Source organism: Microcella pacifica (genome assembly GCF_009371975.2).
GTDB classification, from domain to species: domain Bacteria; phylum Actinomycetota; class Actinomycetes; order Actinomycetales; family Microbacteriaceae; genus Microcella; species Microcella pacifica.
Window position 1 is genome coordinate 145,940 of the sequence record NZ_VIKT02000003.1, and the last position, 16,876, is coordinate 162,815.

15 protein-coding genes are annotated in these 16,876 nt (G+C 71.6%); 8 read left to right on the forward strand and 7 right to left on the reverse strand.

The features are described from left to right. The 3 genes from FK219_RS02840 to FK219_RS02850 are packed head-to-tail and all read left to right on the forward strand — an operon-like array spanning position 1 to position 2,442. Positions 1-648, forward strand: coding sequence for a CoA transferase subunit B (locus FK219_RS02840; RefSeq protein WP_152582190.1), 648 nt, complete (start codon positions 1-3; stop codon positions 646-648). Next, a complete protein-coding gene (locus FK219_RS02845) occupies positions 645-1,811 on the forward strand; it encodes an acetyl-CoA C-acyltransferase (RefSeq protein ID WP_152582191.1) in 1,167 nt (388 codons plus the stop codon). The genes FK219_RS02840 and FK219_RS02845 overlap by 4 nt, the downstream gene beginning before the upstream one ends. A 34-nt stretch (positions 1,812-1,845) precedes the next feature. Then, positions 1,846-2,442, forward strand: a complete 597-nt coding sequence (locus FK219_RS02850) for a signal peptidase II (protein WP_152582192.1) — start codon at positions 1,846-1,848, stop codon at positions 2,440-2,442. Here the strand turns inward: FK219_RS02850 and FK219_RS02855 are convergent. The 6 genes from FK219_RS02855 to rsmI form a co-directional block, all read right to left on the reverse strand. After that, positions 2,372-3,307 (reverse strand): 4-(cytidine 5'-diphospho)-2-C-methyl-D-erythritol kinase, encoded by a 936-nt coding sequence (locus FK219_RS02855; RefSeq protein WP_152582193.1) that lies wholly within the window; start codon positions 3,305-3,307, stop codon positions 2,372-2,374. The genes FK219_RS02850 and FK219_RS02855 overlap by 71 nt on opposite strands. 37 nt (positions 3,308-3,344) lie before the next feature. Continuing rightward, positions 3,345-4,352 (reverse strand): hypothetical protein, encoded by a 1,008-nt coding sequence (locus FK219_RS02860; protein ID WP_152582194.1) that lies wholly within the window; start codon positions 4,350-4,352, stop codon positions 3,345-3,347. Beyond that, positions 4,349-5,227 (reverse strand): 16S rRNA (adenine(1518)-N(6)/adenine(1519)-N(6))-dimethyltransferase RsmA, encoded by an 879-nt coding sequence (gene rsmA, locus FK219_RS02865; protein ID WP_152582195.1) that lies wholly within the window; start codon positions 5,225-5,227, stop codon positions 4,349-4,351. Before rsmA ends, FK219_RS02860 begins: the two co-directional genes overlap by 4 nt. A gap of 24 nt (positions 5,228-5,251) precedes the next feature. Beyond that, positions 5,252-6,277 carry a TatD family hydrolase gene (locus tag FK219_RS02870; protein WP_152582196.1) on the reverse strand — a complete coding sequence of 342 codons (1,026 nt, stop codon included), beginning with the start codon at positions 6,275-6,277 and terminating at the stop codon, positions 5,252-5,254. Positions 6,278-6,317: 40 nt separating this feature from the next. Beyond that, positions 6,318-7,907, reverse strand: a complete 1,590-nt coding sequence (gene metG, locus FK219_RS02875; RefSeq protein ID WP_152582197.1) for a methionine--tRNA ligase — start codon at positions 7,905-7,907, stop codon at positions 6,318-6,320. 98 nt (positions 7,908-8,005) lie between these two features. Beyond that, entirely contained in the window at positions 8,006-8,821 is an 816-nt protein-coding gene (rsmI, locus tag FK219_RS02880; protein WP_152582198.1) for a 16S rRNA (cytidine(1402)-2'-O)-methyltransferase, read from the reverse strand. Positions 8,822-8,870: 49 nt separating this feature from the next. Here rsmI and FK219_RS02885 point away from each other — a divergent pair, with 49 nt between their 5' ends. Beyond that, positions 8,871-10,448, forward strand: a complete 1,578-nt coding sequence (locus FK219_RS02885; RefSeq protein WP_152582199.1) for a dolichyl-phosphate-mannose--protein mannosyltransferase — start codon at positions 8,871-8,873, stop codon at positions 10,446-10,448. Here the strand turns inward: FK219_RS02885 and FK219_RS02890 are convergent. After that, positions 10,445-11,689 (reverse strand): DUF418 domain-containing protein, encoded by a 1,245-nt coding sequence (locus FK219_RS02890; protein WP_165638022.1) that lies wholly within the window; start codon positions 11,687-11,689, stop codon positions 10,445-10,447. The two genes, FK219_RS02885 and FK219_RS02890, sit on opposite strands and share 4 nt — an antisense overlap. Positions 11,690-11,955: 266 nt before the next feature. Between FK219_RS02890 and FK219_RS02895 the strand changes: the two genes are divergently transcribed. The 4 genes from FK219_RS02895 to FK219_RS02910 all read left to right on the forward strand — a co-directional run bounded on the left by FK219_RS02895 (position 11,956) and on the right by FK219_RS02910 (position 16,876). Then, the gene (locus FK219_RS02895; RefSeq protein WP_152582201.1) at positions 11,956-13,680 is read left to right on the forward strand and encodes a hypothetical protein; all 1,725 of its coding nucleotides are present in this window, start codon (positions 11,956-11,958) and stop codon (positions 13,678-13,680) included. 67 nt (positions 13,681-13,747) lie between these two features. Then, positions 13,748-15,040: an O-acetylhomoserine aminocarboxypropyltransferase/cysteine synthase family protein gene (locus FK219_RS02900; protein ID WP_152582202.1), complete on the forward strand. Its 1,293-nt coding sequence runs from the start codon at positions 13,748-13,750 to the stop codon at positions 15,038-15,040. Positions 15,041-15,042: 2 nt separating this feature from the next. Continuing rightward, complete coding sequence (locus FK219_RS02905; protein ID WP_152582203.1) at positions 15,043-15,633, forward strand: CoA-binding protein; 591 nt, start codon at positions 15,043-15,045, stop codon at positions 15,631-15,633. Between the two features lie 46 nt (positions 15,634-15,679). After that, complete coding sequence (locus tag FK219_RS02910; RefSeq protein ID WP_152582204.1) at positions 15,680-16,876, forward strand: cellulase family glycosylhydrolase; 1,197 nt, start codon at positions 15,680-15,682, stop codon at positions 16,874-16,876.

Genomic DNA, 16,876 nt, shown 5'->3' on the forward strand with positions numbered 1-16,876 from the left:
ATGAGCTGGACGCGTGAGGAGATGGCCGCGATCGCGGCGCTCGAGCTCGCCGACGGGCAGTACGTGAACCTCGGCATCGGCATCCCGACCCTCGTCGCCAACTTCCTGCCCCCCGGGGTGTCGGTGTGGCTGCAGAGCGAGAACGGGATGCTCGGCATGGGCCCCTTCCCCGTCGAGGGCGAGGAGGACGCCGACCTCATCAACGCCGGCAAGCAGACCGTGACGATTCTGCCCGGCGGCTCGTACTTCGACTCGGCGACGTCGTTCGCCATGATCCGTGGTGGCCACGTCGACATCGCCATCCTCGGAGCCCTGCAGGTCTCCGCCCGCGGCGACCTCGCCAACTGGATGATTCCCGGCACGCTCGTCAAGGGCATGGGCGGCGCGATGGACCTCGTCGCCGGCGTGCCCCGCGTCGTCGTCATCACCGAGCACTGCGCGAAGGACGGCAGCCCGAAGATCGTCGCGGAGTGCGACCTGCCCCTCACGGGCGTCGGCGTCGTGCACCGCATCGTGAGCGATCGCGCGGTGTTCGACGTCACCGAGAGCGGTCTCGTGCTGCGCCGCCTTGCGCCGGCCGAAGATCTCGATGCGCTACGGTCCGACACGGGTGCACCGTTCGCCGTCGAGCTGGAGGAGGCCGCATGAGCACCGTCATCGCGGGGTACGCCCGCACACCCTTCGTGAAGTTCTGCGGCGTGTTCTCCGCCCTCTCCGCAACCGAGCTCGGCGCACACGCGACGACGGCCGCGCTCGAGCGGGCCGGCGTCTCGCCCGATCAGGTGGACCTCGTCGTCGCCGGCCAGGTGCTCCAGGGCGGCGCGGGGCAGAACCCGGCTCGCCAGACCGCCGTCGCGGCGGGCATCCCGCTCACGACCCCCGCCGCCACTCTCAACGCCGTGTGCCTCTCGGGCAGCGAGGCCGTCGCCGCGGGCGCCCGCGCGATCGCCGCGGGCGAGGCGCGCATCGTCGTCGCGGTCGGCCAGGAGTCAATGACGCTCGCGCCGCACGTGCTGCGCGATGCGCGCATGGGCCGCCGCTACGGAGCGATGGAGGTCGTCGACACGCTCGAGCACGACGGCCTGAGCGATGCCTTCGAGCGCACCTCGATGGGCTCGCTCACGGAGGGCCACACTGCCACCGCCCGCATCTCGCGCGAGCGGCAGGATGCCTGGGCAGCGCGCTCCCACGCGCGCCTCGCCTCCTCGGTCGGGTTGCTCGCCGACGAGATCGCACCCGTGACGCCCTCGGCGAAGGTCGGCACAGTCGCCGCCGACGACGGCCTGCGCGCCGACACGACGGTGGAGTCGCTCGCGCGCCTGCGCCCCGCGTTCGCGAGCGACGGCACCGTCACGGCCGGCAACGCGTCACAGATCTCCGACGGCGCGGCGGCTCTCGTGCTCGTGGAGGAGTCGTACGCCGCCGAGCTCGGCCTCACTCCGCTCGCACGCGTCGAGGGCGGCGCGCTCGTCGCCGGGCCCGACCTCTCCCTGCTCGAGCAGCCGGCCCGCGCGATCGAGGCGGCTCTCGGCCGTGCCGGCCTGCGTGTCGACGATCTCGTGGGCGTGGAGATCAACGAGGCCTTCGCCTCCGTGGCCGTGCGGTCCGCCGACATGCTCGGCATCGATGACGAACTCATCAACCCGCACGGCGGCGCGATCGCTCTCGGCCACCCGATCGGGGCCTCCGGCGCCCGCCTCGTGGGGCACCTCGCCCGCCGGCTCCAGGTGCTCGGTGCCGGCTCCCTGGGTGCCGCGGCCCTGTGCGGCGGCGGCGGTCAGGGCTCGGCGATCGTGCTGCGCTCGCTCTGACGCGCAGCCCGCGCGCACAGGGCAGAATAGGGGGATGCCCGCCGACGAGTCGTCCCCGACGCCCACCAGCCCCGCCTCCGCCGACGAGCCGATCGAGACCCACCCGATCCGCCGTGTGCTGCCGTGGACGCTCGTCTGGGCGGCCAGCATCATCCTGTTCGACCAGGGCACCAAGTACTGGGCCGAGGCGACGCTCGAGCGCGGCGTCGGCGTCCCCGTCATCGGCGACTGGATCGAGTGGCGCCTCGTCTACAACCCGGGCGCGGCCTTCGGAATCGGCGGCGACTACACCTGGATTCTCGCGATCGTGGCGGCGATCGCCGTCGTCGGCATCGCGATCTTCGTCGCCCGAATCTCGAGCGCGCCGTGGGCTCTCGCCGGCGGAGCGCTCCTGGGCGGGGCGATCAGCCACCTCGGCGATCGGCTCTTCCGCGAGCCCGGCTTCGCGCGCGGGGAGATCGTCGACTTCATCGACTACTTCGGGTTCTTCGTCGGCAACGTCGCCGACATCGCCCTCGTCGGCGGGGCGATCGCGATCGTGCTGCTGAGCCTGCTCGGCGTCAGCCCGAGACGACCCGTGCGCCGTGAACAGGACCCGTCGCCCGCAGCACCGTCAACTGGGACGCACTGAGCGCCACCTGCAGCTCGAGCGCGGCATCCGCGTCGGCCGCGAGGAAGGCGACCGTCGGGCCCGACCCCGAGACGATGCCCGCGAGCGCACCCTGCAGCTCTCCCTGCTCGAGCGTCTGCGCGAGTTCGGGCTGCAGGTGCAGCGCGGGTGCCTGCAGGTCGTTGTAGAGGTACTCGGCGAGCTGGTGCGCATCGCCCGCGCGCAGTGCCTGCAGCACCTCGACCTCGACGGCGGGCTGCTCGGGAGCAGGAGCGATATCGCTCGCGTGGCGCTCGCGATGCCGGTCGAGCTCGGCGTAGACCTCGGGCGTCGAGAGTCCGGAGTCGGCGAGGGCGAGCACCCAGTGGAAGGTGCCCTGCGCGAGCGCGGGCGAGAGGCGGTCGCCTCGGCCTGTGCCGACGGCCGTGCCGCCCATGAGCGCGAAGGGAACGTCGGCGCCGAGCTCGGCAGCGAGAGACTGCAGCTCATCCCGACCGAGCCGGGTGCCCCACAGGTGATCGCACGCGACGAGGGTCGCGGCCGCGTCGGCGGAGCCGCCGCCCATGCCGCCCGCGATCGGCACGTGCTTCTCGATGTCGAGAGCCACCCCACCGCGGTAGTCCGTCGTGCGCGCGAGCAGCCGCGCCGCGCGGATGGCGAGATTGCTGCCGTCGGTCGCCAGCCCGGCCGTGTCGATGGGGCCGCGGAAGCGCACCGAGAAGTCGTCGGCGTCGCGCGCGAAGACCTCCTCGTACAGGGAGATCGCCTGGTAGGCGGTCGCGACGTCGTGGTAGCCGTCGTCGAGGAGCGAGCCGACCTTCATGAAGACGTTGATCTTGCCCGGCGCCCTCGCGTGCACCGCAGGAGGGGTTGCCGCAGCCGTCATGCCACCACCCTATGCGAGCGGCGACAGCGCTCGTCTCCTAGTCCTGCGCGAGGGGGCCGCGCGACTGCTGCGTGACGCTCGGCACGAGCAGGCGGTACACGAAGAGCCCCACGACCTCGATGCCGATACCGAGCGCGACGACGACGGGCATGAGCTCGAAGCCCTCCTCGAAGGCCATCGCGATGGGCAGCACGAGCAGGCCGTTGCGCGCGGCGCCGCTGAACGTGAGGGCGCGCACCTGCGAGAGGCTGAGGCCCGCAGCGGTGCCGACGAGGATGCCGACGGGCGTCATGAGGATGAGGTAGACGCCGAACAGCGGCGCGACGGCCGCGAGCAGCTCGCTGCGCTCCGCCGCGCGCGGAAGCCAGACCGCCACGACGAGCCCTGCCGCGATCGCCGTCGCCGGCACGGCGAGTGCCGCCCCCTGCCGACTCGCGCGTTGCAGGCGAGGTGCGCGAGTGGACGCGAGCTGCAGCAGGGTGACGGCAGCCGCGGGGGCGACGATACCCAGCAGAACGGCGAGCGGGAGGCGTGAGAGGTCGAGGCTCAGGAAGCCGTCGCCCGCCGTGAAGAGCACCATGAGCGCGGGGAGGCTCACCGCCTGGATGACGAGCATGAGAGGCGCTGTGGCGAGCAGCGACTCCACCGCCCCGCCCGCGCGCCGCACGAAGATCGCCACGATGCCGACGCCGGGGGCGAGCAGCACGAGCAGCAGGCCGAGCTGCAGGTCGGGGTCGCGAAAGACGATGCGACTCAGGATGAGCGCGAGCACCGGCGAGACGACGATGTTCAGCCCGATCACGGCGAGCAGGAAGCGGCGACCGACGACAGCACGCCCGAGCGAGGCGAGCGGCACCGGCAGCAGGGTGATCGCGATCGCGACGGCGACGACCGTGGCGACCACGGCATCCGGAGTCTCCGCGAGGTCGGGAAGGAGCGTGCCGGCGAGGAAGCCCGCCCCGACACCGGTGAGGATGACGGGCACGGGGCGCTCGCCCGGCCAGCCCAGCACGGGGCCGACGCCCTCCGGTCGCGCGGTCGTCACGAGGTCGGAGCCTGCCGCGGCGCCTGCGCGAGCCGCAGGAAGTCGTCGAAGCCGAGCTGCTCGCCGCGCGCCGTCGGGTCGAGCCCCGCCGCCCGCAGCGCTGCTGTCGCGGCGGCCGACGACCCGTACAGCTCGGCGAGCGCCTGCCGCAGCATCTTGCGGCGCTGCCCGAACGCCGCGTCGACGATCTGCCCGAGACGCACTCGGTCGGCCTCCGAGCCGGGCGGCGCCGTGCGCGTCATGCCGACGAGCACGCTGTCGACGTTCGGCACCGGCCAGAACACCTGCCGACTGATGGTGCCCTCCACGCGCCACGGCCCGTACCAGCGCGCCTTGACGCTCGGGCTGCCGTAGACCTTCGACCCGGGCGGTGCCGCAATACGGTGGCCGACCTCGGCCTGCACCATGACGAGAGTGCGCTCCAGGCTCGGCACGGTGGCGAGCAGGTGCAGCAGCACGGGCACCGAGATGTTGTACGGCAGGTTGGCGACGAGGGCGGTCGGCGGCGCGGGCTGGTGGGCAGACTCGGCCGCGTGCAACGCCTTCGCATCGATGCGCAGGGCGTCGGCGGTCACGACCGTGAGCGGAGCATCCGGCTGCAGCTTCTCGACCGTGCGCGGCAGCTGGGCGGCGAGGCGCGCGTCGATCTCGACGGCGATGACCGGATGCCCGGCCTCGAGCAGCCCGAGCGTGAGCGAGCCGAGCCCGGGCCCGACCTCGAGCACCGTCGCGCCCGCGGGCAGCCCGGCTGCGGCGACGATGCGCCGCACCGTGTTCGCGTCGTGCACGAAGTTCTGGCCGAGCCGCTTGGTGGGCTGCACGCCGAGCTGGTCGGCGAGCTCGCGCACCTCAGCGGGGCCGAGCAATGCGCTCACGGCAGGATCGTCATCGGTGCGGGGTCACGAGCCCGAGGAGTCGGAGCCCGACGTGCTGGAACCCGAGTGGTCGGGCCCGTCGGTGAGGTCGGCCGGGTGACCGGGAATCTCCTCGATGCGGTCAGCCCACGGGTCACCCGGAGAGGTCACGGGCTCGGCGTCCCAGTGCCCGTAGACGAGCTCGGTGTTGGAGCTCAACTGCGCCGCGAGCATCGACGGATCGGTGCCGAGGTGGTCGGCGATCGCGCGCATCGTCCAGGGCAGCAGGTACGGGCCATTCGGCCGACCGCGGTGCGGGTGCGGCGTGAGGAACGGCGCGTCCGTCTCCACGAGCAGGAGGGCCCGCGGCAGGATCTCGAGCGAATCGCGCAGGTTGCGGGCGTTCTTGAACGTCACCGTGCCCGCGAAGGACGCGTACCAGCCGCGCTCGGCGAGGATGCTCGCGAGCTCGATGTCGCCGCTGAAGCAGTGGAACACCACGCGGTCGGGTGCACCGACGCGCAGGAGCGTGCGCACGACCTCCTCGTGCGCGTCGCGATCGTGAATCTGCAGCGCCAGGTCGTGCTTCTTGGCGAGCTCGATGTGCGCTTCGAAGGAGCGGATCTGCGCGGCGCGTCCACTCTCGCTGTCGGTGCGGAAGAAGTCGAGGCCGGTCTCACCGATCGCGACGACGCGGGGCTGCGCGGCGAGTTCGTCGATCTGCGCGAGAGCGGCATCCAGCTCACCGGATTCGACGAGAGCGGGCGCCTCGTTCGGGTGCAGCGCGACGGCCGCGAGAACGCGCGGCTCGCGCGCGGCGACCGCGGCCGACCAGCGGCTCGTGATGACGTCGGTGCCCACCTGCACGACGCCGCGCACGCCCACGGCGGACGCTCGGTCGAGGTGCTCGCGGTAGTGCAGCGGGTTCTCACCGTCGGCGATCTCGAGGTGCGTGTGGTTGTCGTAGACGGGCACGACGAGCGCCTCGGGGCTCGGTGGGTAGCTCAGGTCGCGACTGGAATCCTCCATCGCGGCGCGCGTGCGCACGTGCGGGTCGACTGGATCACTCATGAGTCTCTCCTTCTCTCCCCGGCCGATCGGCGCGACGTCGTTAGACGGCCGCCTCCTGCTCGATGCGGGGGAACAGTCCCTCCATGGGCGACACCACGGCGCCGGCGGGCAGTTGGCCCCACACCCCGGCGTCGGGGATGCGCTGGTCGGTGAGCGAGCCGAGGGCGCTCTCGGCGCCGAGGGCCCGCCACAGCTTCTGGGTGGCCTGCGGGGTCACGGGCGACAGCAGCACGGCGAGGGCGCGAAGGCCGTCCGCTGCGGTGTAGAGGATCGTGTGGAGGCGCGCGGTGCGCTCCTCGTCCTTCGCGACCTTCCACGGCTCCTGCTCGGTGAGGTAGCCGTTGAGCTCGTCGACGACCGTCCAGATCGCCGCGAGCGCCTCGTGGATCGCGAAGCGGTCCATCGCGCCCTCGGCTCGGGCGACGGCGCTCGCGAGCACCTCGTGGATGCGTTCCTCAGCCGCGGTCACCTCGGTCGCGGCGGGCAGGATGCCGTCGCAGTAGCGGCCCACCATCGACACGACGCGGGAGGCGAGGTTGCCGAAGCCGTTCGCGAGCTCGGCCTGGTATCGCGCGCTGAGGTCCTCCCAGCTGAACGAGCCGTCCTGCCCGAAGTTGATGGCGCGCAGGAAGTAGTAGCGGAAGGCATCCGAGCCGAACACGTCGGTGATCTGGCTCGGCGCGATGCCCGTGAGCTTCGACTTCGACATCTTCTCGCCGCCCACGAGCAGCCAGCCGTGCGCGAAGACGCGGCGCGGCACCGGCAGGTCGGCGGCCATAAGCATCGCCGGCCAGATGACGGAGTGGAACCGCGCGATGTCCTTGCCCACGATGTGGTTGCTCGGCCAGAAGCGCTCGAACGCGGGAGCGTCAGCCGTCGGCTCCCAGCCGAGGGCCGAGATGTAGTTGAGCAGGGCGTCGAACCACACGTAGACGACGTGGCTGTCGTCCCACGGCACGCGCACGCCCCAGTCGAAGCTCTGGCGCGAGATGGAGAGGTCATCGAGGCCGCGGCGCACGAACGACACGATCTCGTTGCGCACGCTGTCGGGCTGGAGGAAGTCCGGCTGCGACTCGTACAGGTCGAGCAGACGCTGCTGGAAGTCGCTCATGCGGAAGAAGTAGTTCTTCTCCTTGAGCACCTCGACCGGGCGGCCGTGGATGGGGCACACGAGCTGGCCGTCGAACTCACCGGCACCCTCGACGAGGTCGCCGTGCTGCTTGAACTCCTCGCAGCCGACGCAGTAGAAGCCCTCGTACTCACCGTCGTAGATGAAGCCCGTGTCGTACAGCTTCTGCAGGAAGGCCTGCACGACGCTCTCGTGGCGGTCCTCCGTCGTACGGATGAAGTCGTCGTTCTGGATGTCGATCGTCTTGAGCAACGGCACCCAGGCCTCGTCGACGAGCTTGTCGGCCCACTCCTTGGGGCTCACGCCGTTCGCGACGGCCGTGCGCAGGATCTTCTGACCGTGCTCGTCCGTGCCCGTGAGCGACCAGGTGTCGCGCCCGCTCTGCCGGTTCCACCGCGCGAGCACGTCGGCGGCGACCTCCGTGTACGCGTGCCCGATGTGGGGCGCATCGTTGACGTAGAAGATCGGCGTCGAGATGGAGAAGGTGTCAGCGGCGGCCATGATGCCCCCATCCTACGGGCGGGCTCCTGACTGTGACGGCGGGGCGGGGCGTTGACCGGGCGCTGGCCGGGCTCTGGCTGCGGCTGGTGCGGCCGGGGTCAGCGGCGGCGTACGGCGAGCGCCGCCTCATACAGCTCGCGCTTGCCGAGCCCGGTGGCGTCGGCGACCGCGGCGGCGGCGTCCTTGAGCCGCTCCCCCGCGGCGGTGCGCGCGAGCACCTCGTCGACCGCGGTCGGCAGATCGGCGTCGCTCACGCGCGCCCCCTCGACGACGAGCACGATCTCACCCCGGGCACCCTCGGCGAACTGCTCAGCGAGCTCGGCCAGCGACCCGCGCGCGACCTGCTCGTAGCGCTTGGTGAGCTCGCGGCAGACGGCGCCGCGGCGCTCGGCGCCGAAGGCGTCCCGAGCGTCGGCGAGCGCCGCGGCGATGCGGTGGGGCGCCTCGAAGAACACGAGGGTGCGCGGCTCCGCGGCGAGGGCGCGCAGCGCGCCGGCGCGGCCCTTGCGCGGCAGGAACCCCTCGAACGCGAAGCGGTCGGTCGGCAGGCCGCTCAGCACGAGCGCCGTGAGCACCGCGCTCGGCCCGGGCAGCGCCGTGACGCGCACGTCGGCGGCGATGGCGGCCTCGACGAGGATGTAGCCGGGGTCGCTGATGCCGGGCATCCCCGCGTCGGTCAGCACGAGGATGTCGCTCTCGCGCGCCCGCTCGACGAGGTCGGCCGAGCGCTCGCGCTCATTGTGCTCGTGCAGGGCCTCCAGCCGCGGCCGGTTCTCGATGCCGAGGGCGCGCAGCAGGTGCGCGGCCGTGCGGGTGTCCTCCGCCACGACGAGCTCGGCCGACTCGAGCGACTCGATGAGGCGTCGGCTCGCGTCGCCGAGGTTGCCGATGGGCGTCGCCGCGAGCACGATCATCCCGCCATCCTCCCACCGCCACCCCCGCCGACACCCCTAGCATGGGCGCGTGGTCACCCGAGAGCGCCTCCTGCGGGTCGGGATGCCCGCCGCCGTGCTCGGCGTCGCCGCCGCCACCCGCCTCATCGCGCTCGACCAGCCGGGGGTCCTCGTCTTCGACGAGACGTACTACGTGAAGGACGCCGCGTCGCTGCTCGAGCTCGGCTACGAGGGCCGCTGGCCCGACGGCGCCGATGAGGCATTCGCTGCCGGAACGCCGCCGGCGGTGACTGACGGCGCCGCGTTCGTCGCGCATCCGCCGCTCGGCAAGTGGGTCATCGCCCTCGGGATGCTCGCCTTCGGCCCGGCCTCGCCTTACGGCTGGCGGTTCGGCGTCGCCGTGTCGGGCGTCCTCCTCGTCGTCGCCCTCATGCTGCTCGCCCACCTGCTGTGGCGCCAGCTCGCGCTCACGGTCCTCGCCGGGGGCCTGCTCGCGATCGACGGCAACGCCATCGTCATGAGCCGGGTCGCCCTGCTCGACGGCGTGCTGGCGCTCGTCGTCGTGCTCGCCGTCATCGCGATCGTGCTCGATCGCCGCACGGCGCGCGCCCGTCTAGCGCGCTGGCTCGACGCGCGACGAGCCGCCGGCCGGTCGACCGACTGGGGGCCGGCGATGCTCGCGCGCCCCTGGCTGCTCGCGGCCGGCGTGCTCTTCGGCCTCGCGGTGTCGGTGAAGTGGAGCGCGCTCTACCTGTTCGCCGCGTTCGCCGTGCTCACCGTCGTCGCCGACGCGATCGACCGGCGCCGCGCGGGAGTGGCGCTGTGGGCGAGCGGCACGCTGCTGCGTCAGGCACCGCTGAGCGTCCTGCTCACTATCCCGGCCGCCGCGGCCGCGCACCTCGTCACGTGGTGGGGGTGGTTCGCGACGAGCGGCGGCTACGGGCGGTCGCGCACGATCGACGCGGCCGAGCGGTGGCCGGGCATCCTGGGCAGCGCTCCGGATGCTCTGCAGAACTGGTGGGCTTACCAGCAGAGTGTCTACGGCTACCACGTCGGGGAGTCGTCACCGCACCCCTACGAGGCGCCGGCCGCCGGGTGGCCGCTGCTGCTGCGCCCTACCTACATGCACTACCTCGACCGGGGCGACGGCACGGCCGAAGCGCTCACGGGCATCCCGAACCCGCTGCTGTGGTGGGGGTCGGTCGCCGCGGTACTCGTCATCCTCGTGGGCTGCGGCATCGCCGTGTGGCGCGTGCGGCGACCACGGCCGGTCGCGGTGACGGCGGGCACGGAGCCGCCGGCCGCGCCTCCCCTCCCCTTCGTGGGCTCGCCCTGGGTGATCGCCGTCATCCTCACAGGAGTCGCGGCGGGATACCTGCCGTGGATGCTCTACCCCGAGCGCACGACGTTCTTCTTCTACACGATCGTGATCACGCCGTTCCTCGTGCTCGCGCTCGTGAGCGTGCTCGCAGCCGTGCGGGGTCGGCCGTCGGACAGCCCGGAGCGCCGCCGCCTCGGCACCGCCCTCGTGGTGGCCTTCGTGACCATGCTCGTGATCGTGAGCGCGTTCTTCCTGCCCCTGTGGACGGGCACGCCGATACCGCTCGACTTCCTGCGCATGCACTACTGGCTGCCCAGCTGGATCTAGCGCGGAACCTCGGGCGCGGGAGCGGGGAGCGCGGGCCGGCGCCGGTAGACGATGCGGCGGTAGAGCCACTCGGCCGGCCCGGGCTTGTCGACCGCACCCAGGACGCCCGCGATGATGAGCGTGCCCAGCCACGTGAGCACGGCGATCTGCGTCGCCTCGGCCACCGAGACGACGCCGCCCAGGCCCAGGGTGTACGGCGCGAACAGGATGAGGAACACGACCGACTGGGTCAGGTAGCCGCTGAGCGAGCGCTGGCCGAGCGCCGCGAAGAGGCGCGAGATCGGGCCGCCCGTGCCGGCGCCCCCGACGATGAGGGCGATGAGGGCCACGTATCCGGCGCCGCCGATCGCGCCCGTCACCACGTGCAGCATCGCGATGAAGGGCTCCCCCAGGATGCCCGGCTCCCAGACACCCAGCAGCGCGAGCGACATCGGCAGAGCGCCGAGCAGCGACACGGGCACGCCGATGCCGGCCATGAGACCGAGTGCGCGACGGTGACGCGCGGGCTCCTCGAGCATGCGCCGCCGCGCCGCCCACATGCCCAGAATCATCGGCGCCAGCAGCCCGAAGCCGCCGAAGGGGATCGCGAGAAGGCCCAGAGACCACTCGAGCGCCCGCTGCAGCGTCGCGAGGAGGTACGTGTCGGCACCCGGCGAGGAGAACGCCACGAGCCCCGCCTCGACTCCCCCGGCCTTGCCGATGAGACCCGTCAGCCCCTCGGCGAAGCCCGTGATCGCGAGCACGCCGAACGAGATCCACCCCACGATCGCGAGCACCTTGCCCGACACCCGGATGAGCAGCACGAGAGCGAGGCCGAGCAGACCGTAGGCGCCGAGGATGTCGCCGAAGAAGAGCAGCACTCCGTGCGCGGCGCCGAAGGCGATGAGCCACAGGTTGCGGCTGACCAGAAGGCGCCGCACTCCCCGCCACTCCGTTCCGCGCGCATGCTCACGCGAGAGGATCTGCGTGAGGCCGTAGCCGAAGAGCAGTGCGAAGAGCGGGTAGCTGCGGTTGTCGGCGAGCAGAGCGACCGCGGCGTTGACCCAGGGGTCGGCGGGAGCATCCGTCACCGGCTTGAACAGCAGGCCGACCTCGCGACCCCACAGCAGGAACGGAACGTTCGCCACCGCGATGCCGAGCAGCACGAGGCCGCGCGCGACATCGGGCGCGAGAGCACGGTCGCGACGAGAAGTCGGGCCCGTCGCGGGGGCAGGGGTCGGGGGCGCAGTCGACTCGCTCATGCCATCGACACTAGGAGTGCACTGCGTGGGGCCGCCTCCCCCGGATGGCGGATATTGTTCCCTCCTCCTGGGGGACGCCGTCCTCCTGGGGGACGCCGTGCACGCGGGCGAAAAATTACACTGGTGCACCATCGCACGCACGGAATATGCTCACGACACCCGCACTCCATGGCCTCGCCCACCCGAAAGTCGCCACCTTGAGCATGGAACCCCGTCTCCTGCCGCGCCCGCGCGCTCGTCGGCGCGCGTTCCCACTGCGCGCGATCGTGAGCCTCGGACTCGCGGGCGCGCTCTCCCTCGGCGGAGCAGGCGCCGCGATCGCCACGAGCATGAGTCTCTCGCTCACCTCCACCCAGGTGCTGCAGAACACTGCTGTCAGCATCAGCGGCACGAAGAGCGCGGAGAGCACGGTCGTCGTCGAGCTGCGGCCGCCGCGTGGGGGCGGGTGGCAGAGCGTCACGGCGGCGTGCGCGGGCGTGCAGGAAGGCTCCACAGCGTGGAGCTGCCGGCTCAGTAGCGGAAGCGTCCTCGGCGACCACCACCTGCGCGCGACCGAGACCAGCGGCTCCACCCGCACGGTGGTCGGCAATCACTTCGTCGTGGTGCCGCCGGCCGTCCAGCATGCGGCAGCGGCACCCGAACCGGATCCAGAACCAGAACCAGAACCAGAACCAGAACCGGATCCAGAACCAGAACCAGAACCAGAACCCGAGCCAAAGCCCAAGCCCGAGCCGGGACCGAACCCCCCGCCAGCGGACAAGCCGACCTCGCCCGGCACCGAGACGGAGCGCGCGCCAGAGACCGAGCGAACCGACGAGCGCACACCGCGCGAGCCGACCCCAGCGCCGACCGACGACGCTCGCCTCGATCTTCCGACCGAGTCGCTCGCCGAGCGCGCAACCCCCGAGCGCACGGTCGATCCGACGCTCGCGCCCACCGACCGCAACGACCCCGCCACCCCGAGCGCACTCAGCTCGGGGATGATCACCCTCGCGACCGTGTGGCGCGACCCCTTCATCCTCGCGGTCGCCGGGGGCATCGGCGCCCTCTTCCTCCTCCTCGTCGCCATTCCCGCCGAGATCCTCAACTCGACTCTCGAGCGCAACGCCCACCGGTGGCGCTGGATGTATGCATGGTCGCTCCCCCTGCTGGCCCGACTGCGGCGAGCGCTGCGAGTCATGCCGGCCTGGACCTCGTCACCCGCCGTCGTCATCATCCTCACCAGCATCGCCTTTGGCTTCGCCGACCCCCAGTTCGGCTTCGACCTGACCTCGCTGCGCCTCGTCGCGTCCCTGGCGATCGGCCTCATCCTCGTCGTCCACCTGCCGCAACGCATTACGGCGGCACTCCTCGGCCGCCGTTGGCACGTTTCGAGCGCGATCATCACTCAGCCGGGAGCCATCGTGATCGCGGTGCTCGGCGTACTCGCCTCACGCATGCTCGACTTCAGCCCCGGGCTGCTCATCGGCCTCGTGCTCGGGCTCGAGCTCGCCTCCACCGCGCGTCGGGAGGATCATCAGAGAGCGATCGTGACACGCATGCTCGTCACTCTCGCCATCGCTCTTCTCGCCTGGCTCGGCTACTCATGGCTCGACGGCGCGATACCCGCTGCCGAGGCGAACGTCGCCTCCGTCTTCGTCATCGAGACCCTCATCGCCACTGTTCACGAAGGGCTCACGGGTCTCCTCGTGGCGCTCCTGCCCCTCGCGTTCCTCGACGGGAAGGACCTGTTCGACGCGGACAAGCGAGTGTGGGTCGCCCTCGCCGGGCCGACCGCGGTCGCGTTCGCGCTCCTCGTACTGCCCACCTCCGAGACGCTCGACGACGGCGCTCCCCTCCTGCTCTGGATCGCTGTGTTCGTGGCATTCTGCCTCGTGGTCGCCGCCGTCTGGTTCAGTTTCCGCATCCTCGAATCCCGAGACACCCCAGACTCCGGCGCGGCTGACCGCAGCCCGGCACACGACGCGGTGTCGACCGGCTCCCGTCCCTGAGAGGCGAAGGTTACGTTGCGTAACGCGCCTGCTCGGCCCTGAGCATCCGCTCGCCTAGCCTGGAGGGATGGCCGACCGCGAATACGGATTCAGGACCCGCGCGATCCACGCGGGCAACGTGCCCGACTCGGCGACAGGCGCCCGCGCCATGCCGATCTACCAGTCGAGCGCGTTCGTCTTCGACTCGACCGAGGATGCCGCCGCGCGCTTCGCCCTGCAGAAGTACGGCAACATCTACTCGCGACTCGCGAACCCCACCGTGGCGAGCTTCGAGGAGCGCATCGCGAGCCTCGAAGGCGGTCTCGGCGCGGTCGCGACGGCGAGCGGCCTGAGCGCGCAGTTCGTGACGTTCGCCTCCCTTGCGGGCGCGGGCGACCACATCGTCGCCTCTTCGAACCTCTACGGCGGGTCCATCACGCAGCTTGACGTAACCCTGCGCCGCTTCGGCATCGACACGACCTTCGTGGCGAGCGACGACCCCGCCGACTACGCCGCGGCGATCATTCCCGGCCGCACGAAGCTCGTCTTCGCCGAGACCGTCGCCAACCCGAGCGGCGACGTCGCCGACATCGCCGGGCTCGCCGACGTCGCGCACGCAGCCGACATCCCCCTCGTCATCGACTCGACCATCGCGACCCCCTACCTGTGCCGCCCCATCGACTGGGGGGCCGACATCGTCGTGCACTCGGCGACGAAGTTCCTCGGCGGGCACGGCACGACCCTCGGCGGCGTGGTCGTCGAGTCGGGCCGCTTCGACTGGTCGAACCACACCTTCCCGCTCTTCGAGGAGGTCGTGCCGCACTACGGCGGGCTCACGTGGCACGGCAACTTCGGCGAGTACGCCTTCCTCACCCGCCTGCGCGCCGAGCAGCTGCGCGACATCGGGCCGGCTCTCGCCCCGCACTCGGCCTTCCTGCTCGCGCAGGGCGTCGAGACGCTGCCGTACCGCATGCAGGCGCACATCGACAACGCCCGCGCGGTCGCGGAGTGGCTCGACGCCGACGACCGCGTCGAGGCCGTCCACTGGGCGGGGCTCCCCTCGCACCGCCACCACGAGCGCGCCCAGCAGTACCTGCCGCTCGGGCCGGGCGCGGTCTTCAGCTTCGACGTCGCCGGGGGCCGCGCGGCTGGCCAGAAGGTCATCGAGAACGTGCAGCTCGCAAGCCACCTCGCCAACATCGGCGACGCGAAGACGCTCATCATCCACCCCGGTTCCACGACGCACGCGCAGCTCACCGAGCAGCAGCTCGTCGAGGCGGGAATCGGGCCGGGCCTCGTGCGGTTGAGTGTCGGTATCGAGGACGTCGCCGACATCATCGACGACCTCGACCAGGCGCTCGACGCTGCGAAGGGAGCATGAGGATGTCCGACACCGCTGTTTCTGAGGGTTCCGGTACCGAGACGGTCACGCTCGCCAACGGGCTCACGTGCGCGATTCCCGCGAGCTCGCCGCTCGCCAAGCTGCTCAAGTCTCAGCGCACCTGGGTGGGGCCCGGCGCGAAGGAGCGGCTGGGCATCCTGCGCCGCGCGAAGTCGATCGCGATCGTCGGCGCCTCGCCCAACCCCGCGCGCTCCTCGTACTTCGTGGGCACCTATCTGCAGCAGTCGAGTGACTACCGCGTGTACTTCGTCAACCCGAACGCGAGCGAGATCCTGGGTCAACCCGCCTACCCGGATCTCGCCTCCCTGCCCGAGGTTCCTGACATCGTCGACGTGTTCCGCAAGGCGAGCGACATCCCCTCCGTGATCGACGACGTGCTCGCCATCGGCGCCTCCACCGTCTGGGTGCAGCTGGGCATCTGGAACGAGGAGGCCGCCGTCTACGGTGAGGAGCAGGGGCTCACGGTCGTCATGGATCGCTGCATCAAGGTCGAGCACGCACGCTTCCACGGCGGGCTGCACCTCATGGGTTTCGACACGGGCGTGATCAGCTCGCGCCGCCAGGTGCGCTGACCTCTCCCTCCCGCTCGCACGGCCGTCCAGGGGTCAGACTGGACCCATGACCGAACGCACTCGCCGAACTCGACTGCGGCGCTCGATCGCGCTCTCGACTGTCGGCGTGCTCCTTCTCGGCGTCGCGGCACTCGGCACCCTCGCGCTCGCGCTCGGGTGGCTCGAGCGGCCCGCACGGCAGGCCGGTCACGCCCTCGCGAGCGCCACACCCGCGGCGCCTGTCGTCGGCGTACGCGGCGCTGAGCTCATCGACCGCAGCACCGGTGACACCCTCGCGCTGCTCGGTGCGAACTGGCCGGGCTTCGAGTACGCGTGCATTCAGGGTCGAGGCCACAACGACGGCGGAGACGTCGATGCGGCCGTCGCCGCCATGACCGAGTGGGGAATGACCGCGGTGCGCATCCCGCTCAATCAGGACTGCTGGTTCGACGACCGGCCCGCGATCGCCTTCGGCACGGGCGCCGAGTACCGGGCGAGTGTGCGCGAATGGGTGGGGCGCCTCACGCAGGCGGGGCTCGTGGTCGTGCTCGACCTGCACTGGAGCGCTCCCGCCGGCGTGCCCGCCGACGGCCTGCGACCGATGCCCGACGTGGGCTCGATCGAGTTCTGGAGCTCGGTCGCGAGCGAGTACCGCAAGCACCGCGGCGTGATCTTCGACCTCGTCAACGAGCCGCACTCGCGCTTCGACACCGACGCCGGGGAGTGGGTGTTCGAGCTCGACTGGTCGTGCTGGGCCGACGGTGGGTGCGCAGTGCCGGTGGAGAACGACCGCGTTCAGAACCACAGCGGCGAGACCTATACCGCGGTCGGCATGATCGCTCTCGTCGACGCGGTGCGCTCCGCCGGGGCGACGCAGCCACTCGTGCTGAGCGGTATCGACTACGCGAACGACCTGCGCGGCTGGGCAGCGGCGGCCCCCGATGACGACCAGCTCATCGCGGGCGTGCACCTCTACCCCGACCAGCGCTGCGCCGACCGTGCCTGCTGGGAGCGCGAGCTCGAACCGCTCGCCGACCGAGTGCCCGTCCTGGTCGCGGAGTTCGGGCAGAGCGACGGAGGCGACGTGTTTCTGCGCGAGGCCTACTCCTGGGCGGAGGGCCACGCGGCCGGTGCACTCGCGTGGGCGTGGTGGGACATCACCGACGAGACGTCACCGGATGCCCGCTTCGCGCTCGTCGACGGCCCCGACTTCGCCCCGCGCGCCCCCTCGGGCACGGCGCTGCGCGAGCTGCTCGCCGACTGA

Coding starts and splice junctions, on each gene's coding strand:
- FK219_RS02910 (WP_152582204.1), top strand. CDS start 15,680: ATGACCGAACGCACTCGCCGAACTCGACTGCGGCGCTCGATCGCGCTC.
- FK219_RS02905 (WP_152582203.1), top strand. CDS start 15,043: ATGTCCGACACCGCTGTTTCTGAGGGTTCCGGTACCGAGACGGTCACG.
- FK219_RS02850 (WP_152582192.1), top strand. CDS start 1,846: ATGCCCGCCGACGAGTCGTCCCCGACGCCCACCAGCCCCGCCTCCGCC.
- FK219_RS02890 (WP_165638022.1), bottom strand. CDS start 11,689: ATGAGCGAGTCGACTGCGCCCCCGACCCCTGCCCCCGCGACGGGCCCG.
- FK219_RS02900 (WP_152582202.1), top strand. CDS start 13,748: ATGGCCGACCGCGAATACGGATTCAGGACCCGCGCGATCCACGCGGGC.
- rsmI (WP_152582198.1), bottom strand. CDS start 8,821: ATGATCGTGCTCGCGGCGACGCCCATCGGCAACCTCGGCGACGCGAGC.
- FK219_RS02840 (WP_152582190.1), top strand. CDS start 1: ATGAGCTGGACGCGTGAGGAGATGGCCGCGATCGCGGCGCTCGAGCTC.
- FK219_RS02845 (WP_152582191.1), top strand. CDS start 645: ATGAGCACCGTCATCGCGGGGTACGCCCGCACACCCTTCGTGAAGTTC.
- FK219_RS02870 (WP_152582196.1), bottom strand. CDS start 6,277: ATGAGTGATCCAGTCGACCCGCACGTGCGCACGCGCGCCGCGATGGAG.
- FK219_RS02855 (WP_152582193.1), bottom strand. CDS start 3,307: ATGACGGCTGCGGCAACCCCTCCTGCGGTGCACGCGAGGGCGCCGGGC.
- metG (WP_152582197.1), bottom strand. CDS start 7,907: ATGGCCGCCGCTGACACCTTCTCCATCTCGACGCCGATCTTCTACGTC.